This window comes from uncultured Slackia sp. (genome assembly GCF_959608125.1).
Taxonomy (GTDB): Bacteria; Actinomycetota; Coriobacteriia; order Coriobacteriales; family Eggerthellaceae; genus Slackia.
The window spans coordinates 66,186-89,014 of sequence record NZ_CAUHPG010000007.1 but is presented as its reverse complement, the minus strand read 5'-3'; the positions used below and the strand labels follow the sequence as shown (position 1 = coordinate 89,014).

Below are 22,829 nucleotides of genomic sequence, written 5' to 3'. Positions count from 1 at the left end.
GGAGAGATGTCCGAGCTGGCCGAAGGAGCACGATTGGAAATCGTGTATGCGCCAAAAGCGTATCTGGGGTTCGAATCCCCATCTCTCCGCCAGAATTCATTACGCCGTTCTTCTGAACGGCGTTTTTGTTTCAAACATGAGAAGCGGTTCCTGATCGTTTTCGGTTTCAGGACGCGTTGTGTTTCACGTGAAACACTTGTCCGATTCTTTCGAACCTGTTACTATGCACTACTGCGCATGGCAGATGCCGTGCCATCCTGCGGAGGGGTGGCAGAGTGGTTGAATGCGGCGGTCTCGAAAACCGTTTCACCCGTAACCCGGGTGACGAGGGTTCGAATCCCTCCTCCTCCGCCAGCATGAATGCAGCAGGTCCGGGAGAGTTCCCGGACCTGTTTTTGTTTCCGATTGAAGGGATTCGACCCGATGAGGTGGAATCCCTTCAAGAAAACCGTCCGGTGGACGGTTTTCGGGAATTCGCTCGAAGGCTTCAGTCCGAGAGGAAGGGCGTTCGCGCGGAGGACGCGGGCCTGTTCGCCCGTCGTCGCATGCAGCGTTAAGGCGCCGAGGCTTCTCGTCGAAGCCGGTTTTCGAAATAAGCCGATACAGGAAACGGCCTGGCAGAAATCCCGCCAGGCCGTTTTGTTTTAGGAGACTTCGGTGATGGTGTAGAGCTCGGGGTCGTCGGGATAGGTGTCGGACGCCTCCCCGCTCCATTCCTTTATTAAGGCCTCGTCGCGTTGTTTTTGGAAGGCGAGGTAGCGTTCTTCGAAATCTTCGACGGGCGCGATTCGATACGTCTTCGTTTCGGACGCGCCGTCATCGTAGGCGGCCGTCACGTGGATTGTGCTCTCGGAGATTTTCCGCGAGGCGTTGACTTCTACGAAGCGGTCGAACGTGCTGCCCGACTCGAGGATGTCGTATTCGCTGGCATCGGTGTGCTCAAGGCTGCGGGCAAGGTCGTATGCGGCCTGGAACTCATCATCCATAGGCAGCGCTAAAACGATAAGGGGCACATGGTGCTTGTCGATCCCCAATTCCTCTTGGTTCTCTTTCGTCACGAAAAGCGACTCCGAGCACTCGTATTTCTTCACGTAGAAAGACCCGTCAGGGAAGAACTCTTCGGAAACGCTGCCTTCGGCTCCCGTGAGGCCGAAATACGCCTGGTCTCCTTCGATGCGGTAGGAATACGATGCCACGTTTTCGCCGATGCATTCCAGATCGAACCTGAACGCATAGCCGAGCGTACCTTCGACGACGTTGCCTTCCTCGTCTTCCCATGCGCCGAAGTACCCGCCTACATTGCGCGTGAGCACGTTGTTCGTCAGGACTTCGGTGTATCCGCTCGGGCGAGCCGGGTCATCGAGGGCGTAGGCTTTAAGACCGAACGAGTTGACGGGGCTTTGCGCCGTGCCGACGATCGCATTCAGCGCCCCGAAGCCGGCAAGTCCGGCGAAGGCTGCCGCCGCTGCGCCGATTGCGAACGCACGCCGTGTGACCACGCGAGGCGCAGGGCGCGCGATGGCGCCGGCCTCTTCGCGCGCTCGCGCCTGGGAGACGGCGTTTTCGAGACGTTTCCTCTGTTCGGGCGAAAGTCTCGTTTTCTCCATTGCGTTTCGGTAGTCGTTCATGGGGCCGGTGCTCATAGGTCGTCCTTTCCTTCGAGGGCGAGTCTCATCTTTTTGCGGCCCCTGAAGAGCCACGAGCGTACGGTCGAGGGGCGATGTCGCGCCATTTCCGCGATTTCTTCCGCCGAATAGCCCTCTACGTAGCGCAAATGCAGGGCCGATCTCATATCAGGCGGAAGGGTCCCGAGCGCTTTCCAGACCGGACTTGCGCGCGAGAGGACTCTCTCGTCGGCTGCGGGGGCTGCTCGTTCGTCGGGAACCTTTTCCGAAGGGACGGTTTTTCGTCGTTCCGCCAAGCGCTGCATCTCGCGGCATCGGTTGAGCGTTACGGAGATAAGCCATGCTTTGAGATGGTCTTCGTCTTCGAAAGCCGTCGTGTTTTTCAGGAGCTTCACGAAGACGTCCTGCGTGACGTCTTCGGCGTCAGGTACCGAGCGCATGTGGGAAAGGGCGATGCGATATACGGTGTCGCCCCAGGCGTCCATGGCCTGCGTCATGAAGATTTCGCTGCGTAGGCGTGGCGGCTTCATCGCGCTCCTTTCTTTCGGGCTTTCCCTTAACATGCGTGAGGTGCGCGAAACGTTGCGTTTGCTTGCATTTTTTTCGAGACTATCCGTACGGCCGAATTCGCTCCGAAAAAAAGCCCGCCGAAGGGCGGGCTTTGAAAGGGCGGGAATGGAATTTATTCCTCGTCGTCTTCGATGATGTCGGAGACGGGTTCTTTGCCGGCGAGGAAGTTCGGAGCCTCTGCGATGTAGCAGACCTCCTCCTCGAACTCGATGCCGTTTTCGCCCTCGGTGTAGAGCAGGCCCACGGCAACGCCTGCGGTCTCGCCTGCCATGCCGCCCTCGGCGATGATGGCGTCCTTGTCGCCGTCGTCGGTCTCGACGTAGCCGTCGTAGCAGAACGCATACGCGCGAGCGCCTTCGGCGCCCTCGACGGCGTTCTGGGCAGACTCGAAGCATTCGTCGGTCGTGCCGGTGTGAGTTTCTTCGAAGACCGATTCGCCCACGAGCAGAGCGGTAAAGGGAACGACGTCCTCGCCGTCGTCCATGCGCTGCTGCGCCTCTTCGATCGTCTGCAGCAGCAGGACCTCGAGGGTCTCGTCGAGTTGGGGAACTCCGATAGCGTCGCTTTCGACATTCCTATCCGCCATGGCATCTCCTTTTTTCATGCGACGCCCGTGCGTCGCGGCTTTCGTTCGTCTCGCAGTATAAGAGACGTCCTTCGCGTTTTTTCTCCCGAAGGCGCTCGTGCATAGGGAAACCCGAAATCGGCCGTGCGTCGGATATTTCTCGCCCGGCTCGCGACTAAGAATCTGCGAAAAGCGCGCCGGGTTGCAGGGCTATGCTCATGGACAAGTTGTGATGTGCGTGCCGACGTGGGATTTTGTATTTGCATCGGGCTCGTCTTGCTGGTACTATAGCCAGGTTTCCTGTCCCGGGCAGATGCCTTCATGCGTCCCGGGGCCGTAAGTCCAGAGGAGGTGACATAATGAAGGCTTATGAATTGTTGTTCTTTGTCGCGCCTACGATCGACGACGAAACCCGTTTGGCAGTCATGAAGCGTATCGAGACCACCATCGCCGAGGGCGAGGGCAAGGTCGACAACGTCGAGGACTGGGGCAAGCGCAAGCTTGCTTTCGAGGTCGAGGGCCTGACCGAGGGTGAGTACACCCTGATCGATTTCCATGCAAATCCCGCTAACATCGCGGAGCTCGATCGAGTGCTGCGCATCACCGACGCGGTGGTCCGCCACAAGATCGTCCATCGCGAGGATCGCGACTAATTGCGATCGAGCTATCGGATTGAGGGCGAACGCCCTCGTTGCTGTAAGGAATGAGGAAGAGCAATGAGCATCAACAAAGTGGTCATATCGGGCAACCTCACGCGCGATCCCGAGCTGCGTCAGACCGCGAACGGTTTTCCGGTTCTCGGCTTCGGCGTGGCGGTCAACGACCGTCGCAAGAACCAGCAGACGGGCGAATGGGAGGACTACCCGAACTTCATCGACTGCACGATGTTCGGAGCTCGCGCCGAAAGCGTCTCTCGTTTCCTGAGCAAGGGTTCGAAGGTTGCCATCGAAGGAAAGCTTCGCTGGTCCCAGTGGGAGCGCGATGGTCAGAAGCGTAGCAAGATCGAAGTCATCGTCGACGAGATCGAGCTCATGACTTCGCGCGATGGCGGCGGCAACGCCGGCATGCCGCGCATGTCCGCTCCGGCATACGCCCCCGCGGCGATGCCTGCGGCTCCTGTGGTGGATACCTCTGTCTATGACGAGGACATCCCCTTCTAGGCCTGCGAACCACCGACATCAGTATCTTAAAAGGATTTGAAAGAGGAAATCATGGCTGAATACACCAAGCAGCCGCGCCGCAAGTACTGCCAGTTCTGCAAAGAGGACACGCAGTACGTCGATTACAAAGACACGGCTATGCTGCGCAAATACATGACCGATCGTGGCAAGATCAAGCCCCGTCGTGTGACGGGCGCTTGCGTCCAGCACCAGCGCGATATCGCCACCGCTATCAAGAATGCTCGTGAGATGGCTCTCATGCCCTACACGGTGCCTGCTGTCAGCGGCCGCGGCGATCGTCGCAACCGCTAGGAGGTTTCCATGAAGGTTATCCTGCTTACCGAGTTGAAGGGCAAGGGTGGCGAAGGCGACGTCGTTGAGGTCGCCCGCGGCTTCTTCAACAACTATCTTGGTCCCCAGAAGATGGCTGTCCTTGCTACCAAGGGCAACCTGAAGCAGCTGGAGCAGCGCAAGGACAACATCGCCAAGCGCGAAGAGCAGCGCATCGCCGATGCCAACGCTCTCAAGGCTGCCCTCGAGGGCAAGAAGGTCCTGGTCGAGGTCAAGGTCGGCGAAGAGGGCGTCCTCTTCGGCTCCGTGACCGCCGCCATGATCGCCGATGCCGTCAAGGCCGAGCTGGGCATCGAAATCGACCGCAAGCGTCTTGAGCTCAAGAAGGCCATCAAGACTGCTGGCGAGCATGTCGTGGCTCTGTCCATCTACCGCGACATCAAGGTCGACCTCAACCTCGTCGTCGGCGAGGCCATGGCCGAAGAGGCCGCTGAGGAGGTCGTCGAGGAAGTCGAGACCGCCGAAGAGGCCGTCGAGGCTACCGAGGAAGCTGCCGAATAAGCGCGCTTTTCCACGCATGCAAACGCCCCGTCGTTTTGACGGGGCGTTTTTGTTTATCGGGTAAAGGGGCATTCGAGTTGCAAAGTAAACTCGATGGAGGAATGCTATTTTAAGGGCTTTATTTCCGCAGTGATGAGGGAGTAGTCGTCGGAATGGCTGAGATACGTTCCGATATCGGACGTATTGATGCTCTGTATGCCATCTATGCGTGTTTCAGCCCCTAAGCCGAAAGAGAGGATGTCTCCGTTTTGCGCTCTGGCGGCGATACAGCGGTCCTCGTGCCCGGCGGCGGCGAAGAAAAGCGGTGCGTATTCCGTGAATCCCTCATTGAAAAGAATCTTTCGTCCTTCACTAAGCTGGGCTTCGGCTTCGTCGTCGCTCGCCGCCCCCTGCCCCGTCCAGCGCGTCAGTTCGATATGCCGGCAGTTGTTTCTCAAGGCGGCGAAAAGCGATCTCCTGAACACGATGCTGTTGCTCTCGAGGCCATATGCTAGAACGAGGCCAAGTGTGTCGTTGGCGTAGGAATGAAGGAAGCACTCGCATATAAGGGGAAAATCTCTCAGGTTGTCTCTGGTGTTCACGCGCGCGAAATCGAACGTGTCGAGCGACATCATCATGAAATCGAAGCGTGAAATCCGTGCCCTTCGGAAATACGGCATCGTAGCGCCCGATATATCGGCGATGGAGGCTGTCATGGTTATGGGCGCGTTGTCCGCCCCGTGATAGATGCGTCGGATAGTCCTCATGAGGTCGGAGATGCAGGAGGCGGGTGCAAGAGAGGCGCACCCTCCCTCGAGGCGGATGGCTTCGATGGAGCAATCTTCGAACTGGCCGGCATTGGCCGCAGCCTCTCTTTCTATCGCCTGGATATAGCGCTCCATGCGCGGAGTGTCCCAATCGTGTTCACTGTGACAGCAACCTCGAGGGCATCTTCGAGTGAAGGGGATTTCTATTTTCATAGGAATCGGGCGGCGGTTCATGGCTAGCTCCTCTTTTCATGCTCCTGGCACACGGTGCTGCTGCTTGCCTCAACGCGAAGGTCGGCGAGTGTTCCCCGCCGACCTTCTTTATGGTTGGGCTATGCAGATTCGATGTCTTCAACAACCGATTCCGCAGCGCAATAGCCGCTGGTCAGTGCCGAACCGCAACTGTTGCCTGCCGTCGGCGTCGCATACTGGATGCCGTAGCGCTGTCCGCAGTTGTTGCCCGCGGCATAAAGGCCTTTGATGACCGTTTTCTCGCCGGTGAGCACCTGATAGCGGCCGTCGGTGCAGACGGCGGCGTGCTGGCAGAGGCCGTTGGAGGGGTTGCCTCCCGTTTTGCCGAAGCTGGCGAAGAACGGGGCGTCTTTGATAGGGAAGAGATTCTGCGGGTCGCATCCCCAGTCGTCGTCGTGTCCTTTTTCGCACAACTCGTTGTAACGCTGCACCTCGGCGAGGAAGTTCTCTTTCGCTTCTCCCGTGTAGCCGATGATGTCGGCAAGCTCTTCGAGCGTATCGGCGGCGTAAACAGGCATGTATTCCTTGCCGAAGCGAGAGAATGCGCGCACGTTGAATCCGTCGGGTCCCGTCTTGTAGTCGGCCATGTTCTGGCGGACCTCCTCGACCATATAGTCGGAAGAGCGGTCCATGGTCTCATGGCCGTAGCCCTGGTAGGAAAGATAGGTTTCCCAGTTTGCATCGGTTACGTTGGCCATGAGGAAATCGGCGGGAAGCATGTCGAGATAGCCATTCGTGCCGTGCTTGACCATGGTCTCGTTGATGAAGCGTTTGCCGTCGTTGCCGAAGCAGGGCCACGCGCCGCCGAAGGCGAATCCGGGAACGCCGTTGATGCCGCAAGCCTGGCCGGCACGCGGGCCGCCCTCCATCGTGGCGCCCGCCCACAGGCACATACGAATACCGCTGCCGTCGCGGCCCATGCCGCCGAGGTTGGAAGGGTCGTTGCGGTCGAGCCCGTGCGACCAGCCGGTGTTTCGCATCTGGTCGGCAAGGTCGAGGCGCATGTCGGGGTTGCCGCCGAAATCGCCCGCCGCCATCAAGACGGCTTTGGCTGAAATCTTATGATAGGCGCCGTCCACATCCTTGAAGATGGCACCGTTCACCGACCCATCTTCCGCCTGGGTCAGCACTACACCCTGGTAGCCCCATTTGATGGTGCCACCCTGCTCTTCGAGTGCCGCGTGAAGGGTACGAATGACGAAGGGCCACATGTTGATGTTGGAATCGACATCGCGCCACTGGGTCATGGCAGGCCACGATTTTTGGCCGCAGCATTCGCCCGAGAAGTTCTCGTTGCCTTTGTAATTGGAGGTGTGGGCGTACTGGTCGATGTAATCCTGGGGGATGTACTCCATGAGGAAGTCGAGCATTTCGCCCGAACGGGTTGCGTAGTCGCGCACCAGCTTCTGGTGGGCATGGCCGCGGGAAAGGCGCATGTACTCGTTGAATACTTCCATGGTGTCGATCTCAGGCGTGCCCTTGTCGAGAAAAATCTTGGAGTTGTAGCAGGCCATATCGCAGGCATATTCGTCGTATTCGTCGTAGGTCTGCATTTCCGCGAGGCACACGTTCGCGCCGAGAACCTGCGCATGCAGCGCGGCCGCCGTGCCCGCGTTGCCGGCGCCGATGACCAGAACCTCGCACGATTCCTCGTCGGCGATATCGGAAATCTCGGGGGCGGTTCCAAGCCATGCGGGAGTGTTGAGCATGAAGTCGGCGGGAGAGATGCCAAGCTCCTCGACGCCGCCGCCGGCGGAAAGCACGCCGTCGCCCTTCGAGACGATGAATTCCTCGGGCGTGGTGGCTGCGGTCTTGTCGGGATTTTCGCCGCGGTTATAGGTGGACAGCTCAGCCATGACGTCGTAGGTGCCCGCCTGGCTGGTTTCGCTTGCGACGGTTTCCGTACCTTTCGAAGTGCTTGGCGCACAACCTCCAAGGGCGCCGAGTGCGGCGACGCCCATCGTGCCCGCGGCCGCTCCTTTAAAGAAATCGCGGCGGCTCAAACCTGTGGTCGACATAGTTTCTCCTTCCTTGTTAACGGGTCCGCCTTGGCATGCAGTCGACGGATCATGGAGGGAGGGGGGCGTCGTGTCCTGCGCCAAGGCGAACCGCATTCTCTTGCAGTCCTGTTGCCTGGACCGAGGAAAAAAGTAAGCTCGCAGGGGGCTTTTGGGTATCACTGAAATTGGTGATTCCAGGTCAGAATGGGTATTCTTTTGTTTCGGAGAAGAAATGTCATGGTCATCGGAATATGATGACGGATGCTTTTTCATTATCTTGGAGGGAAGATGCATGGGGAAAATCCGTGTCGATATCGTAGGAGCGGGACTCCTTTTCGCCGCTTTGATGCTCCTTGTGAAAGGGGTGCCAGGAGCAAAAGAGGCCGTGTCTTTGGCCATGGCCCAGGGAATCCTTTGGGGCGCCGTGTTCGTCGGTGCCTGCATGGTCGTTTTGCAGCTCTGGCGGAAGAGCTACCCTTCGTTGGCTGAAGACAGAGAATGCGCCTGCGTCGGCTTCGGCGCCGTTTTCGTGGCCGCCGCGGCGATCGTCGCATGGACGGGTCTTGTTCCCCCGTTCGCTCCGGGAGTGCTTGCGGGCGCTTCGTTCTCTTTGATGGGAGCGATATGGGTTAAGGAATGTGCGCGCTACGCCATGGACGACGTTCTGTTGTCTTCTTCCGTCGGCCTTGTGGTTGCGGGCATTGCGCAGTTCGCGGCGACGTCCTTGCTTTCCCCGCAATGGTATTTCCTGGCCGTTCTTGTTTTGGTCGGTACTGCCGCGGTGTCTTTTTGCGCTGCTCGTACGCATGCGTCTCTTTCGTCGGAGGAGATCCAGGACGATGAATCCGATGCCGCGCCGCCCCTGAAACAGCGGTTTTCTTTTGCAGCGAAAATCCTCTGGCTTCCCGTTTCGGGCGCGATTCTTTCGGTGTTCATCTTCGGATTGACGTGGGACCCTGTCGTATCGGGTGAGATAGTTCACTCGTCTCTTCCGCTGTATGAAGCATGCCTGTTCATCGGCCCCTGCATTGCTGCTGCGGTGACGGTTGCCATCGTGGTCTATCGGTCGTCTTCGGCGGTTTTTCTGATGCAAGGGGTTGTTCTGCCCTGTGCGGTTGCGGTGATTCTCGTCCTTCCTGCACTGGGTGTGGAATCCGCGGCGGTTCAGGCTTTGTTCCAAATCGTCCAAGCTGCAGGGTTTTCCGCAATCGTGTTGGTCACGTGGGCGAGCTTGGTGGCCGCCGTGCGCTCGGCGCGCATAATTGCGCCTGCGGTATGGTGTTTTTCCTTATTCGCTTTGGCGACGATATTCGGAATGGAGATTATTCATGTGATAGGGCTTGCGGGAAAAGACCTTTGCCTCCTGCTTTTGACCGTGTACATGGCGCTTATCGCCGTTTGGTACGCCCTTGAGACCGAGAGGGAAAAGAACGCGCGAGTCATGGACAATCTGAGACCGGGCGCCTATATCAGCCGCCGCTGTGACGAGCTGGAAGAATCGTTAGGAATATCCCAGCGGGAAAAGGAGGTGCTGTACTATCTTGCGCGTGGATACAACCATGGATACATTGCGCGCAAGCTCTTCATTTCCGAAAATACCGTGCGCACCCACGTGCGTCATATCTATGCGAAATTGAATGTGAATTCTCGCGAGGGGCTGCTTGGTTTCATCGACGGCGTCGACGAACGGGAAGAGGATTTTCTTGCGTCTGCTGAACGATAGCGCTTTCGCGCGGCTTACATGGTTTCGGAAGCTCTGATTAAGAGGCGCTCGACCCGTATACTATGATGTTCTCTTAGCGCATTTCCCAATCGATCGACGGAGCATTTACCCATGGCTGAAAACATTACCGCCAACCCCCCGGTTCTTCAATCGACGACGGGTCGCACCCTTCCCCACAATATCGAGGCCGAAAAATCGGTGCTTGCGGCATGCATGCTCAATCCCGAGGCCGTCGACGACATTGCCACCAAGCTCAGGCCGGAAAACTTCTTCCGCCCTGCCCATCAGCGTATTTTCGAGGGCATGCTCGAGTTGAATACGAGGCATATTCCCATTGACCAGATTTCTTTGGCCGAGCGCCTGGCCGCCGAAGGCCAGCTCGAGGCGGTGGGCGGAAAGCCTTACCTGGTGGAGCTTGCGAACAACACCTTGGCTCTGACGAATTGGAAGAGCCATACGGAAATCGTCAAGCGCACGAGCGTCTTGCGCGATTTGGTGTATGCCTCCACGAACATCAACGCTCTTGCCTACGATGCCCCCGACGATACGAACGAGGTCATCGAAGAGGCCGAGAAGATGCTCTTCAGCGTCACGCAAAAGCGCGTATCGTCTTCGTTCCAAAACATCACCGACCTTCTGACGCAGGCCTTCGACGAGATTGACGACCTGGTGAACAATCAGAACCATATGGCAGGCGTGCCGACCGGCTTTACCGATGTGGATAAGTTGTTCTGGGGCCTGCGTGGCGGCGACCTGCTTATTCTTGCCGCTCGCCCCGGCGTCGGCAAAACCTCTTTCGCGTTGAATCTGGCTACCAATGCGGCCAAGTCGGGCGCCGCTGTGGCTCTGTTCAGCCTCGAGATGGGCGCCAACCAGCTCGTTCAGCGTATTCTGTGCGCCGAGGCTCGCGTGAACCTGGGCCAGCTGCGTCAGGGCAAGCTGAGCGAAGGCGACTGGAGCGCCATCATGAACGCCGCAGCCACGCTTTCGGGCCTCGAGCTGTACATCGATGACACCCCCGGGTTGTCGCTGCTCGAGATGCGCGCCAAGGCCCGCCGCCAGCTGCGCGATAAGGAAAAGGGATTGATCATCGTCGACTATCTGCAGCTGATGCAGCCGCCTTCGAATCGCCGAGACGGCAATCGTGCGGTCGAGGTCGCCGAGATTTCTCGAGGTCTGAAGGTGCTTGCGAAAGAGCTCAACATGCCTCTGTTGGCGCTTTCGCAGCTTTCCCGCGCCGTCGAGATGCGCGGCACGAAGCGCCCAATGTTGTCCGACCTGCGCGAATCGGGTTCGATCGAGCAGGACGCCGACATCGTTATGTTCATCGACCGAAGCATGGACGAGATGGAGGGCGAGCAGGAGGGCCGTCCCGAATGGGGCACGGCCGAGCTGATCGTGGCGAAGCATCGTAACGGTGCCACGAGAGATATCACGCTGTCGTTCAACCCTGAATACACCAAGTTCGGCAATTACATCGACGCATCGCAGATCTAGGGTCCTTCGCTTTGGACGAAAGAGCCCGCATCCGACTTGAGGTTTTCGCCATCAATCGAAGCGCGCGACCTCGGCGGGCTCTTCTGCGTTAGACTCGAAGCATGCAAGAGCGTGTGACATTCATTCATTCGGGCGATATCCATTTGGGTGCGCCCTTCAGGGGCCTGCGGGCTCTTTCTCCTGTTTGGGCCGACCGCCTTGCCACGGCGATTCCCGACGCCTACGACGAAGTGATCCAAGCATGCATCGACGAGCAGGTCGATTTTCTGTTGCTTGCGGGCGACGTGTTCGACACCGATAAGCCGAGCTATGCCCATTACCGCCGATTTCTTGCGGGGTTGAAACGCCTTGAGTCGAGGAAAATCCCCGCTTACATTATCGCTGGCAACCATGACCCGTTCTCGACCTGGCACGACGTCGTCGGCGACCTTCCTTCCAACGCATGCCTGCTGCCTTCCGATGCTCCGTCTTTTTCGGTGTTCGAAAAAGACGGTCGCCCTTGCGCGCTTATCGCCGCACGCGGGTTCTCGAACATGGAGAAGGGTGCCGATATCGCCGATGGCATGACCCGCGCCGCCGCCGAGCGCGCCTGCGGCGTCGAGGCGCCGTTTTGCATCGGCATGCTGCATTCGGGCCTGTGGATGGACCCCTATAAGGCTCCGACTTCCGAAAAAGAGCTGCTTGCGGCCGATATGGATTATTGGGCCCTTGGGCATATCCACAAGAGCTACCTGACGCCAGCCCATGACCCCCGCATTGCGTTTTGCGGCTGCATCCAGGGACGCGATATCAAAGAGACCGGCCCGCGCGGCTGTTTGAAAGTGACGCTCGCCAAGGGCGAGCCGAATAAGGTCGAATTCATCGCGACATCCCAGGTGGAATGGGGGCGCGTGCGTGTCGACGTGTCGGAGTGCGCGGGCTCGGATGCGGTCGTTGCCGCCTGCGTGCGCGCGGCGTTCGCCGAAAATGCCGGCGGCTCGTGCGAGGAGATGGTCGTGCGCATTGTGTTGGAGGGAGCCACGCCCCTGCACAAGATGCTTTCCGACCCTGTCGCGCTCGAGACATTGCGCACGGAACTCAACGAGAGCTATCCGTCGTTTTACTGCGACGCGTTGGTCTGCGAAACCACGCCGCTGCGAGACAAGGAGAAGATAGCTGCATCGAGCACTTTCGAAGGAACGCTGCTGCGTTGTTTCGCTGCTGACGATGACGATGCAGCGCTTCTCTCCTACCTGCAGGGCGAGTTCGCCTCCCGCGGTCTGACGGTGCCGCGACGCGTGGCTTCTCGTTTGGGCGAAATCGCCGCCCGCGCCGAGGATACGGCGCTCTCGCTGCTTGAGGAAGGACGTTCGCGATGAATGCGCAGAAGACGTATCTCCAGCGCCTGCACATCGCGGCGTTCGGACGGTTTTTCGATACGACGGTCGGGCCGTTCTCGCCGGGCCTTAATGTGGTATACGGGCCGAACGAGGCCGGAAAAACCACGTTGAATGCATTCATCGGCGGCGTTCTGTTCGGCTGGGATGAAGCTCGCGGCCGTAAGAACGTCTACAAGCCCAGCATCGCCCGCCGCTCGGGAACGCTGTTCTTCGCCGATGCCGACGACGGCTCCATTTACGAAATATCGCGCGTGAGAAACGTTGACGGACCTGCGTTCGATCCTGCCGAAGCGACCGAACTAGTGTCGACGCTCGACAAGGATACCTTCGATACGATGTTCGCGCTGACCAGCGATGAGCTGCGTAGCCTTGAAGGCGCCGCCGACATGGCGGCGAAGCTTCTGACCGCAGGGTCGGGAACGGCCGTTTCGCCTGCGACGGCGCTGGTCGACGTGGAGAAAAGGATAGCGGCGTACACGAGCCGTGCCGCCTCGGCGACGGAATCTTTCGTGCATCTGGACATCGAAGAGGACGAATGCAAGCAGGGTCTTGCGGCGGCGCGCGAACGCTCCGACGCCTTGAAGGCGGAATATCGTGAATATACGGCTCTTATGGCCGATAAGGAACGTCGCGCCGACGAGGTGGCGGTTCTTAACGAATCGATCGAGAAGGTGGCGTCGTCGAAGGCCGAAGCTGTCCGCCTCGATCGCGCGGCAGACGAAGAGCGCCGTCGCGTGCGGGAATGCGACGACAGGCTCGCAACGCTCGAAGGGGGCGAAGAGGCTGCGCTATTCGCCGATGAGCAGGCGGAAGCCGCCGCTGCGGCCGTGGTGGAGCGCCTGGTCGATGAATCGGCTCGTCTGGCGCATCGCATCGATGCCGCCCGCGACGCATTCGCTGCGGCGCGCGCCGAAGCCCAGGAGGCTTCGGATGAGCCGGGTGTTTCCGCGTCGCGGGCCGTGCCGGCGATTTTCGGAGCCTCGGCCGTTGCGGCGGTCGCGGCGCTGCTCTATTTCGCCTGGTCGGGCGAGATGACGGGAGTCATCGCATCGGGCGTCGTGGCCGTGATGGCGGCTGTCTGTGCGGTTTGGACGCTTCGTATGTCGCTCACGGCGCCTGATTCGGCCCGCGGCGATGCTGCGCATCAGGCCATGAATCGGGCTCGTGCGATTCTCGAAGCATGCGAGGAGGAAGAGCTCATGCTTCGTCTTCGCATAGAGGAGGAGCTGGCGTCGGCGGGGCTTCAGGCGGCGCAGGGCTCGCTTTCCCAGGCGCAGAAGATTGTCGCGGCGTCATGCGAATGCCGCCGCCGTTCGCAGGTTCGCCGATCCGCACGCGACGAGGTTGCGCGCACCCGAGCCAACTCCCTCGAATCGCTGCGGCGCGCGTGCGCATCGAGGGACGAGTTGTTCGCGCGTTGCGGTCTCGAGACGTCCCAGGGCGCGGACGCCTTCGATCAGAAGGAAGACTTGCTGAAGGAACGTCGCCGCGAGGCGGTCGAAGAGATGCGCCGATCCGATGCCCGTCTCGGCGAGCTTAAGAACATGCTGCGAGAAGGGTCGCTTTCCAACGAATTCGACATCCTGAAGACCCGTCAGGCGCAGATCGTGACGCGCAAGGGCGAATCGGCCGAGGCGTTGGCCGAGCTTTTGCTGGCCCGACGCGCGCTGCAGAAGGCATTGGATGAGTGGAAAAGCGAGAGCGTTCCCGAGGTGTATCGCCGCGCATCCGAACTGTTGTCGCTTATGACGAATGGTGCTTGGACGCAGGTCCGAACGGATGAGAACGGCGCGATCATCGCGGTGGATGCCGTGCACAAGCGTTTCGAACCGCGGTTTCTGTCGACCGGCACCTGCCAGCAGCTCTATCTTGCGCTGCGCATCGCCCTGCTCGAGCGCGCGAGCGATGTGGGTGCGGGGCTGCCGGTACTCGCCGACGACATCCTGGTCAATTTCGACGACGAGCGCCGCATCGGTGCCGTGAAGGCCCTCGCTCAGCTCGCGAAGACGCGGCAGGTGGTGTTTTTTACCTGTCATAAGGAGATTCTCGAGACCGTCAGGCGATACGCCGGCGAGTGCACGACGGTAGCGCTATAATCTAAAGGTTGTCTAACGCATTTTTCCTATTCAGGGATGTCAATCGAAAGGACGAACATGCCGAACGTGGTTTTGGTCGGCGCCCAGTGGGGCGACGAAGGCAAGGGCAAGGTAACCGACCTTATCGCCCGTGATTTCGACTACGTGGTGCGCTATCAGGGCGGCAACAATGCCGGCCATACCGTTATCCACGGCGACAAGAAACTCGCCCTTCACCTGATTCCCTCGGGCATCATGTATGAAGACGCAGTGCCTGTGATCGGCAACGGCGTCGTGGTGAATCCTCAGGTGCTTGTCGAAGAAATGAAGATGCTCGAAGGCGAGGGCTTGAGCTGCGAGCGTCTGAAGATTTCCTGCGACGCTCATGTCATCATGCCGTATCACATCGAGCTCGATAAGGCGTCCGAATTCCGTTTGGGCAAAAACGAAATCGGCACCACGAATCGTGGAATCGGCCCGTGCTATCAGGATAAAGCCGCCCGCAGCGGCATTCGCATCCAGGACCTGCTCGACGAGCACGTGTTCCGTATGAAGGTCGAAGCCGCCCTCGAGGTCAAGAACGCCATTCTCGAGAAGGTCTACGGCAAGCGCACGTTCACGGTCGACGAGATCTGCGACGCGTACCTGCCGTACGCCGAGGTCATCCGTCCTCATATGGCCGAAACCGCCCAGCTGCTCAACGATGCGCTGCGCGACGGCAAGCAGATTCTGTTCGAGGGCGCGCAGGGTACCCTGCTCGACATCGACCACGGCACCTATCCGTTCGTGACCAGCTCTTCCTGCTGCGCCGGCGGCGCGGCCACCGGTTCTGGCGTCGGTCCCACGGCCATCGATCGCGTGCTCGGCATTCAGAAAGCCTATGTCACGCGCGTCGGCGCCGGTCCCTTCCCCACCGAGCTGCTGTATCCCGAAAACGGCGGCGAGGGCCAGGACGCCATCGACGGCGATATCCTGTGCGCCGAGGGCCACGAATACGGCGTGACTACCGGGCGCAAGCGTCGTTGCGGCTGGTTCGACGCCGTGATCGCGCGTTACGCAGCCGAGGTCAACGGCCTTACCGACATCGCGCTGACCAAGCTCGATGTGCTTTCCGCGTTCGACGAGCTGAAAATCTGCGTCGCCTACGAGTGTGACGGTAAGCGTTACGACTACTTCCCCATGCAGCAGAGCGTTCTGTTCCATGCCAAGCCGATTTACAAGACCATGCCCGGCTGGAAGGGTCAGGACATCACCAGCGCGAAGAGCTTCGATGAGCTCCCGCAGGCCGCGAAGGATTACGTGGCCGAAATCGAGCGTCTGAGCGGCGTGAAGGCTTCGATTATCTCGGTCGGCCCCGACCGCAACCAGACCTTCATGCGTGGCTGGTAGCATCATTACGACAATGCAATCGCGACGAGCTTGATGGCTACGTTGCGGCAGAACAGGTATGAGGAACCCGGGGGCATAGCCTCCGGGTTCTCGACGATAAAAAGAAATTCCGCATCAGGCGCGGATCGAAGGTTCGCAAGGAAGGCCTTGCGATCGTATTGAAAGGATGAGCTCGACGTGAACGTACTAGTGTTGGGCGGCGGCGGCCGCGAACATGCTTTGACGTGGGCTATTGCAAAATCTCCTCGTGTCGGCGAGCTGTATGTCGCCCCGGGCAACGGCGGCACGGCGGCCATTGCGAAAAACGTTCCTCTCGACGCGGAGGATGCCGAAGCCGTCATCGGTTTTTCGCGCGACCACGCCATCGACCTGGTGGTTGTCGGCCCCGAGGCTCCGCTGGTGAAAGGCGTTGCCGAGAAGGTCCGAGAAGCGGGAATCGCCGTGTTCGGTCCCGACGCGCAGGGCGCGCAGCTCGAAGGCAGCAAGAGCTTCTCGAAGGAATTCATGATCGCCCATGACCTTCCCACGGCTCGCTACAAGAAATGCACCTCCGAGCAGGAGGCCATGGATTATCTGCACGAAGTGGGCGCTCCCATCGTGGTCAAGGCCGACGGCCTGGCTGCGGGCAAGGGCGTTATCGTGGCCGACTGCATGGAAGACGCCGAAGAGGCCGTGCGTGATTGCTTCGCGGGCGATTTCGGCGAAGCGGGCAGCATCGTGGTCATCGAAGAAATGCTCGAAGGCCCCGAGTGCAGCATGCTGGCGTTTCTCGCCGGCGGCAAGGCCCTGTGCATGCCGTGCGCGCAGGATCACAAGCGCGCCTACGACGGCGACCGCGGCCCCAACACGGGCGGCATGGGCGTGTATTCTCCCGTTCCGTGCGTCACTCCCGAGCTCGAAGAGCGCATGCAGCAGATCATGCAGCAGGCGGCCGCTGCGACGGCCGAAGACTTCGAGACGCCGTATCAGGGCGTGCTCTACGGAGGCTTCATGCTGACCGCCGAAGGACCCAAGCTTCTCGAGTTCAACGCCCGTTTCGGCGATCCCGAGACGCAGGTCATCATGCCGCGCATGGAAAGCGACGCCCTCGAGGTGTTCTCTGCCGTGGCCGATAGCCGTCTGGGCGATATCGACCTGCAGTGGAGCAGCAAATGCGCCGTATGCGTCGTGCTGGCCAGCGAGGGATACCCTGGTTCCTACGAGAAGGGCAAGGTCATCCTGGGCATCGAAGAGGCCGAAAGTCTCGAAGACGTCACCGTGTTCCATGCGGGCACCGCGTTCAACGCCGACGAAGAGCTTGTCACAAACGGCGGCCGCGTGCTGAACGTCGTGGCCCTGGCCGACACGTTCGAAGAGGCGCGCGAGCGCGCTTACGAGGCCTGCGACAAAATTAATTTCGAAGGCAAGCAGATGCGTTTCGACATCGCTTTGCGCGCTCTCGAGGGTTAGGACGGTATGCTCAGCGAACGAATGCTTACGCGCGCGGTGCGCATCTGCGCATCGCGCTTCATGAATATCGAACCCTGCGATGATGCCCGCATTCCCGGGCCCACGCCGGGTCAGCCCTACATGCTCTATATCCACATCCCATTTTGCGAGCGCCTGTGCCCGTATTGCTCGTTCAATAGGTTTCCGTTCTCGGAAGAGCGCGCGGTTCCTTATTTCGAGAACTTGCGCCGCGAAATGATGATGGTCAAAGAGCTCGGTTATGATTTCGATTCGCTCTACATCGGCGGCGGCACGCCCACGATCATGCTCGATGAGCTGTGCGCGACGATCGATTTGGCGAAAAGCGAATTCTCCATCAAGGAGGTTTCGTGCGAGACCAACCCGAACCACCTGATTCCGTCGTATCTGGAAAAGCTCCAGGGCCGCGTCGACCGCATGAGCGTCGGCGTACAGAGCTTTGACGACGGCTTGCTCAAACAGATGGACAGGTACGACAAATACGGCAGCGGCAAGACGATCCTCGAATCCATCAAGGTAGCCGCCCCGTATTTCAAGTCGCTTAACGTGGACATGATCTTCAACTTCCCCGCGCAGACGGAAGAAATTCTCAGGCGCGACCTCGAGATGGTTTTGGAGAGCGGCACCAGCCAGACCACGTTCTACCCGCTTATGGCGTCTCCGTCGGTCGAGAAATCGTTGGCGGCCACCGTGGGCAAGGTCGATTACAACCGCGAGCAGCGTTTCTACGAGATCATCTGCGAAACGCTCGCAGGCGGCGACAACCCCGCCTTCACGCACGGTTCGGCATGGACGTTCAACAAGGCCGATTCCGACGGGTCGGGCGACGGAACCGACCAGATGATCGATGAGTACATCGTCGATTACGAGGAATATCCCGCCATCGGCTCGGGCGGCATGACGTATTTGGGCGCCACGCAGTACGTGAACACTTTCAGCGTTCGCGAGTACAACGAGGCGATCGAGAGCGGCCGCATGTCTTTGATGGGTAAAGCGACGTTCTCGAAGCGCAACCGCATGCGCTATCGCTTCATGATGCAGCTGTTCGGCCTTCGCCTCGATAAAAAGCAGTGGAAGCGCGATTTCGGCTGCAGCGTGGCGGCGGGCTTGCCCGTCGAATACGGCTTCATGAAGTCGGTCGGTGCGTTCGCCATCGACGACGCTGAGCAGATTACCTTGACCCCCAAGGGCCGCTATCTCATGGTGGTCATGATGCGCCAGTTCTTTATCGGCGTGAATAATCTGCGCGATCAGGCTCGTTCGGCGCTTCCTGCCGATGAGCGCGATCTGCTTTTCGGTGCCGGCTGTGCTATGAAATAGCCTGAAAACTCTTATAGCGTGAAAGAAGGTCCTGATGAAGGGCCTTCTTTACTCTGTATAGCAAATTATGTTCATTAAGATCTTCACGGTGCTGGCGAATGCAGGGCCGACCACTCGAAATGACGGGCGGAAAAAATAAGAAAATCTTCTTGCAAAATGAGAACGTCATCGGTAATATATGTACTCGCGCTAGCGCAACTGGTCAGGTAGCTCAGTTGGTAGAGCAGGGGATTGAAAATCCCCGTGCCGGGGGTTCAAGTCCCTCTCTGACCACCATCGAATTTTGAAGCCGCTCTTCGAGCGGCTTTTTTTATTTTCTCCTCTTGCTTGAATATCTACAGCAACACGTATACGGGCTGCCTCTGATTTGGGCGAAAATATGCCGGGCGCGCAAACGCCCGGCATATCCATAGGAATCGTCGCCTTCGATTACGAACGTCCGAATAGGCTATCGAGCCTGTCGCGCAGCTGTGACTTGCGCTCCTCCGTTCGTTTCGCATCGATCGTCCAGCACCCTTTTCTGCATTCCAGACAATCGTGCTGTTCGGAGCCTGCCGGCAAGTCGTCGATCGGCATGGTGATGAATTCGTCGTCTTCGCGTTCGAGTACGGCGAGGCCGTCTTCGATACGGTCGATGATATAGCGGGTCATGGGCCGTCGCCTCCTACCACGTCGGCGGCTTGCAAACCTTGCAGGCTGCGTAGCCGCTGTTGTAGGCGTCGCTTGCTTTCATGGGCGTGAGGTTTTTCGACCTGTTCAAGCTGGGACACCAGTCATAGTGATACTTCGATCCTGACTTGGTGACGTATACCGTCGTGTCCATGTCGGGTCCTGGCTGAGGCTGCGGTTGAGGCTGAGGAGCCGGGTCGATGGGCGCGGTCGGAGCGGTCGTGAACCAGACCCCCGTCGTGTCGGAGTAAGCAGTGATGCTGCCCTGGTAATCGGTGCGGTAGACGTTGGAGCCGCTGAGAAGCTGCAGGACGCCTTGGGTGGGATGTCCGTAGTGTTAATCGAGTCCACACGAAATCACGGCGTGAGAGGGCGTTGTCTTGGTCACGAGAGCCGCCGACGTTCCCGTGTTCGATCCATGGTGGCTAACCTTCAGCACATCGACATGGCCGGGTGCGACCCTTGCCAGGTCGGCTGCGTCGGCGTCGCCCGTGTAATAGAACGTCTTGCCGCCGTAATCCATCCAGACAACCGCGCTGTTCTCGTTCGTCTTGCCCGAAACGATATGCGTAGGCGAAACGAATCGCGCACTCAGCTTTCCGTCGGTGAACAACGACGTATTCGCAGCGGCGGGAACCACGGCGCAGCCGTTGCGCTCGAGGGCTGCGATGGTGCGCTCGAACGTCTGCGTGGTGGAAATCACGTCGGGCATGAACGTGGTGCCGACCGCGAACGCGTCGAGCACGGCCGCTGCGCCGCCGATATGGTCGGCGTCGGGGTGCGTCAGCACCAGGTAGTCGATACGGCCATAGCCTTGGTTCTGGATGTACGAGACGATTTTCTGAGCCGATTTCGCGGTGCCCGTATCGATCAGCATCGACTTGCCGTGTCCCAGCTCGACGAAGCAGCTATCGCCCTGCCCTACGTCTATGAAATGGGATTTCAGGAGCGGGTTGCCCGTTTTGGCGCCGTTGAACATGTCGAGCGAAACGAGCATCATCTTGGTGCTTTCGGCGCGCGTCGCGTTGCCTTGCGGGTTGACGTTCCAAGACGCGCCCATGATGCCCTCTTCGACGGCCCACAGCACATTGTTGTGGGCCCAGGAGCTTACGGCCGAGGCGTCGGAGTATTTCGTCCAGCGGTCTTCGTCTCCTCCGATGGGGAATCCTGCGTTTTGCGCCTTACGTGCAAGGATGGAGGCGAATTCCTGACGGGAAATAGGGTCTCCAGGGCGAAGGCGGCCTGCGTCGCCCGTCATGACGCCTTCGCTATAGGCCCAGTTGACCGCAGGCGTATACCAGGCGTTATCGGGCACGTCGCCGCACGGCGTTTCGTTAGTGCTCGGCCACTTCGACAGATCTTCTCCGTCGACGCGGGCAAGCATGGCGACGGTCTGCGCGCGCGTGACCGCTTCGTCGGGTGCGAATCGCCCGTCGGGGTAGCCTGTCACGATTCCTTCGGCGACGGCTCGGTCGATAACCCCTTCGTTTTCGGCCCAATGTCCGCTTGTATCGCTGAACTGGCCGGCGAAAGCGCTCGGCGCGGCGATGCAGAGCGCGGCGCATGCGGCCGTGGCCGTTATCAGAAGAAATCGTCGGATCTTCGAGGATGCGTGCATGATCGCTCCTTTCCGCAAGATTGGTGCATTAAAAGGATAGCACCATATCGTCGTCATTGTTGAACAGGCATTTTGCGAAAGGATGCAAGACGTGCGACCTCGGCGGAAAAGGAACGGGACCGGGCGTTTTCGGGCGTCCGGCCCCGTTCGGGCAAGACGCCGACGCGTGAGCGGAGGGAGGGGTGTTCGCTCACGCGTCGTGTCGTGGGGGAATCGAAATATTAGGAGAGTCGGGCCAGCGCGTTGCGCGCGGAGATGCGGCCGAATGCGCCGCATTCCCCTACGTTTCCGCCGCCTTGGTACAGGTGGCCCCAAATGGAACCGAATTCGCCTGCGGAGTAAAGGCCAGGAATGGCGTTGCCGTCGGGGTCGCAAACCTCACCCTTCTCGTTACGAATCGGACCGCCGTCCGTGTTCAGCAAGGCAGGAACGCAGAGCATTGCATAATAGGGGGCCTGGGCGATCGGCGTCAGTGTGTCTGCGGGTCGGTAGAATGCCAGGTCTTCACCGCGTTCGACGAATTCGTTCCACTGATTCACCGTTTTCGTCAGCTCGTCGGCGGGAACTTCGATAAGCGTTGCGAGTTCTTCGATGGAGTCGGCACGTACGGCCCAGCCGTCGGCGACGGGGTCTTCCGATTTGTCTTTCGGGCATGCGCCCGCATCGAGCCCCGCTTGGTCGAAGACGAACCAGCCCTTCTCGGGCAGGGGAAGATGGGCCATTCCGCCGCCGAATTGAGTGATGCCGTGGCGATAGCCCACGTTGCGCGTGATGTCGGTGCCGGGAAGCGCGTATTTCTTGAAGTTGCTGCAGCCGTCGAAGTCCTGATAGAACCTGCGTCCGTTCACGCCCACGGTAATGCCGTGCTGTTTTGTGGTGAAGGAATACAGCGTGGAGAGGAAGCGCGTGTTTTCGAGGTTGCGAAGCGAGAGCCAATAGGTCGCGCCGCCATGCATATGCCAGAATCCCGCGCCTGCCTTCTGGCATATGCGATGTCCGTCGCCGGTGTTTGCCTGGCCTGCATAGGGGTAACCCTTGACGCCCGTGTAGTCTTGAAGCATCTTCTGGTCGTTTTCGAAGCCGCCCGTGCACATGATGACGCCGCCCTTGGCTCGGTAACGTTTTCCGTCGGCGACGACGCCGATGACGGATCCTTCGTCGTCACGGATGAGCGCCTCGATGGGAGTGGACGTTTTGTAGTCAATGATGTCGGAGTGCGCTTCAACCAGTCCCATCAGGAATTCGTGGATGTGATGAGGCTGGTCTCCTTCGGTTTTGAACAGGAGATAGCCTACTGTGTGGCTGTCGGGGTATTCGGCATACTCATTCGTTTCCTCAGGTTCGGGGCGATAGATGTTCAGCCATTCCTCTTTGGCGCCGAGGCCTAGAACCCATTCCAGGTTGTGCATGGTCTCTTCGACGTATGCCTTGATCGTTTCCTGCGGCGTGCAATCGCCGATAAGGTGGTTGAGGTAGTTGAGAGGCCCTTCGGTCTCTTCGAAATACATCTGCCAGCCTGCGCAGAACGGACTGTTGCCGTTGGGTTTGGATTCTTTCTCCAAGAGAAGGCATGATGCGCCGTCGCCTTCTTCGGCGATGGTGACGGCGGCGGTCAGGCCTGCGATTCCGGCTCCCGCGACGATGACGTCGTACTCGCCGTCCCAAGAGCCCTCTGCTGTGGCATTGCTGGAATTCTTTCCGCTTGGCGCGCATCCCGCGACGCCCAATGCCGCAACGCCCGCGAGCGTTATGCCCGCCCCCTTGAGGAAAGTGCGACGCGAGGTCTGAAGGTCGGCGCGGCCTGCGCCGGAATTGATTTCTGCCATGGTTCCTCCTGTACTGTCTCGTCCGGTGCGGCCCGTGCTTTCTTCGTCGTTTCCCCTTCGAGCCGCCTTGTTTCCGTGATACCGAGAGCAGCCCTA

At 59.5% G+C, this 22,829-nt stretch carries 20 protein-coding genes and 3 tRNA genes; 14 read left to right on the top strand and 9 right to left on the bottom strand.

Annotated elements, in window-relative coordinates; translation table 11 throughout:
- Positions 1 to 92 (top strand) — tRNA-Ser (locus Q6E04_RS03720).
- A gap of 169 nt (positions 93 to 261) precedes the next feature.
- Positions 262 to 354: transfer RNA gene (locus Q6E04_RS03715), tRNA-Ser, on the top strand.
- Positions 355 to 644: 290 nt separating this feature from the next.
- On the opposite strand, the gene Q6E04_RS03710 is transcribed toward Q6E04_RS03715, so the two are convergent.
- The 3 genes from Q6E04_RS03710 to Q6E04_RS03700 all read right to left on the bottom strand — a co-directional run bounded on the left by Q6E04_RS03710 (position 645) and on the right by Q6E04_RS03700 (position 2,781).
- A complete protein-coding gene (locus Q6E04_RS03710) occupies positions 645 to 1,643 on the bottom strand; it encodes a hypothetical protein (protein WP_303249460.1) in 999 nt (332 codons plus the stop codon).
- Entirely contained in the window at positions 1,640 to 2,155 is a 516-nt protein-coding gene (locus tag Q6E04_RS03705) for an RNA polymerase sigma factor (RefSeq protein ID WP_303249459.1), read from the bottom strand. The genes Q6E04_RS03710 and Q6E04_RS03705 overlap by 4 nt, the downstream gene beginning before the upstream one ends.
- Before the next feature lie 152 nt (positions 2,156 to 2,307).
- On the bottom strand, positions 2,308 to 2,781 hold the full coding sequence (locus tag Q6E04_RS03700; RefSeq protein WP_303249458.1) for a hypothetical protein: 474 nt from the start codon (positions 2,779 to 2,781) through the stop codon (positions 2,308 to 2,310).
- A 338-nt stretch (positions 2,782 to 3,119) separates the two neighbouring features.
- Here Q6E04_RS03700 and rpsF point away from each other — a divergent pair, with 338 nt between their 5' ends.
- From rpsF to rplI, 4 genes are all read left to right on the top strand, one after another.
- On the top strand, positions 3,120 to 3,413 hold the full coding sequence (rpsF, locus tag Q6E04_RS03695) for a 30S ribosomal protein S6 (RefSeq protein WP_303249457.1): 294 nt from the start codon (positions 3,120 to 3,122) through the stop codon (positions 3,411 to 3,413).
- A gap of 63 nt (positions 3,414 to 3,476) precedes the next feature.
- A complete protein-coding gene (locus Q6E04_RS03690) occupies positions 3,477 to 3,920 on the top strand; it encodes a single-stranded DNA-binding protein (protein WP_303249456.1) in 444 nt (147 codons plus the stop codon).
- Between the two features lie 51 nt (positions 3,921 to 3,971).
- On the top strand, positions 3,972 to 4,232 hold the full coding sequence (gene rpsR / locus Q6E04_RS03685; protein WP_123198683.1) for a 30S ribosomal protein S18: 261 nt from the start codon (positions 3,972 to 3,974) through the stop codon (positions 4,230 to 4,232).
- A 9-nt stretch (positions 4,233 to 4,241) separates the two neighbouring features.
- Positions 4,242 to 4,772 carry a 50S ribosomal protein L9 gene (rplI, locus tag Q6E04_RS03680; protein WP_303249455.1) on the top strand — a complete coding sequence of 177 codons (531 nt, stop codon included), beginning with the start codon at positions 4,242 to 4,244 and terminating at the stop codon, positions 4,770 to 4,772.
- A gap of 104 nt (positions 4,773 to 4,876) precedes the next feature.
- Here the strand turns inward: rplI and Q6E04_RS03675 are convergent, their stop codons facing one another.
- Entirely contained in the window at positions 4,877 to 5,752 is an 876-nt protein-coding gene (locus Q6E04_RS03675) for a coproporphyrinogen III oxidase (RefSeq protein WP_303249454.1), read from the bottom strand.
- Positions 5,753 to 5,850: 98 nt separating this feature from the next.
- Positions 5,851 to 7,788, bottom strand: a complete 1,938-nt coding sequence (locus Q6E04_RS03670) for an FAD-binding protein (RefSeq protein ID WP_303249453.1) — start codon at positions 7,786 to 7,788, stop codon at positions 5,851 to 5,853.
- Positions 7,789 to 8,062: 274 nt separating this feature from the next.
- Between Q6E04_RS03670 and Q6E04_RS03665 the strand changes: the two genes are divergently transcribed.
- From Q6E04_RS03665 to Q6E04_RS03630, 8 genes are all read left to right on the top strand, one after another.
- A complete protein-coding gene (locus Q6E04_RS03665) occupies positions 8,063 to 9,493 on the top strand; it encodes a LuxR C-terminal-related transcriptional regulator (RefSeq protein WP_303249452.1) in 1,431 nt (476 codons plus the stop codon).
- Between the two features lie 111 nt (positions 9,494 to 9,604).
- Entirely contained in the window at positions 9,605 to 10,990 is a 1,386-nt protein-coding gene (gene dnaB, locus Q6E04_RS03660) for a replicative DNA helicase (protein ID WP_303249451.1), read from the top strand.
- Positions 10,991 to 11,103: 113 nt separating this feature from the next.
- Positions 11,104 to 12,348 (top strand): DNA repair exonuclease, encoded by a 1,245-nt coding sequence (locus tag Q6E04_RS03655; RefSeq protein ID WP_303249450.1) that lies wholly within the window; start codon positions 11,104 to 11,106, stop codon positions 12,346 to 12,348.
- Positions 12,345 to 14,465 carry an ATP-binding protein gene (locus tag Q6E04_RS03650; protein ID WP_303249449.1) on the top strand — a complete coding sequence of 707 codons (2,121 nt, stop codon included), beginning with the start codon at positions 12,345 to 12,347 and terminating at the stop codon, positions 14,463 to 14,465. The genes Q6E04_RS03655 and Q6E04_RS03650 overlap by 4 nt, the downstream gene beginning before the upstream one ends.
- 57 nt (positions 14,466 to 14,522) lie before the next feature.
- Positions 14,523 to 15,833 carry an adenylosuccinate synthase gene (locus tag Q6E04_RS03645; protein WP_303249448.1) on the top strand — a complete coding sequence of 437 codons (1,311 nt, stop codon included), beginning with the start codon at positions 14,523 to 14,525 and terminating at the stop codon, positions 15,831 to 15,833.
- 177 nt (positions 15,834 to 16,010) lie between these two features.
- Positions 16,011 to 17,282, top strand: coding sequence for a phosphoribosylamine--glycine ligase (gene purD / locus Q6E04_RS03640; protein WP_303249447.1), 1,272 nt, complete (start codon positions 16,011 to 16,013; stop codon positions 17,280 to 17,282).
- A gap of 6 nt (positions 17,283 to 17,288) precedes the next feature.
- On the top strand, positions 17,289 to 18,620 hold the full coding sequence (locus Q6E04_RS03635; protein WP_303249446.1) for a coproporphyrinogen III oxidase family protein: 1,332 nt from the start codon (positions 17,289 to 17,291) through the stop codon (positions 18,618 to 18,620).
- A 200-nt stretch (positions 18,621 to 18,820) separates the two neighbouring features.
- Positions 18,821 to 18,896: transfer RNA gene (locus Q6E04_RS03630), tRNA-Phe, on the top strand.
- Positions 18,897 to 19,049: 153 nt separating this feature from the next.
- On the opposite strand, the gene Q6E04_RS03625 is transcribed toward Q6E04_RS03630, so the two are convergent.
- The 4 genes from Q6E04_RS03625 to Q6E04_RS03610 all read right to left on the bottom strand — a co-directional run bounded on the left by Q6E04_RS03625 (position 19,050) and on the right by Q6E04_RS03610 (position 22,733).
- On the bottom strand, positions 19,050 to 19,271 hold the full coding sequence (locus tag Q6E04_RS03625) for a DUF3006 domain-containing protein (RefSeq protein ID WP_303249445.1): 222 nt from the start codon (positions 19,269 to 19,271) through the stop codon (positions 19,050 to 19,052).
- Between the two features lie 13 nt (positions 19,272 to 19,284).
- Positions 19,285 to 19,443 carry a hypothetical protein gene (locus tag Q6E04_RS03620; RefSeq protein ID WP_303249444.1) on the bottom strand — a complete coding sequence of 53 codons (159 nt, stop codon included), beginning with the start codon at positions 19,441 to 19,443 and terminating at the stop codon, positions 19,285 to 19,287.
- A gap of 183 nt (positions 19,444 to 19,626) precedes the next feature.
- Positions 19,627 to 20,907, bottom strand: coding sequence for an S-layer homology domain-containing protein (locus tag Q6E04_RS03615; protein WP_303249443.1), 1,281 nt, complete (start codon positions 20,905 to 20,907; stop codon positions 19,627 to 19,629).
- A 221-nt stretch (positions 20,908 to 21,128) separates the two neighbouring features.
- Complete coding sequence (locus tag Q6E04_RS03610) at positions 21,129 to 22,733, bottom strand: FAD-dependent oxidoreductase (RefSeq protein WP_303249442.1); 1,605 nt, start codon at positions 22,731 to 22,733, stop codon at positions 21,129 to 21,131.
- Positions 22,734 to 22,829 lie beyond the last annotated feature (96 nt).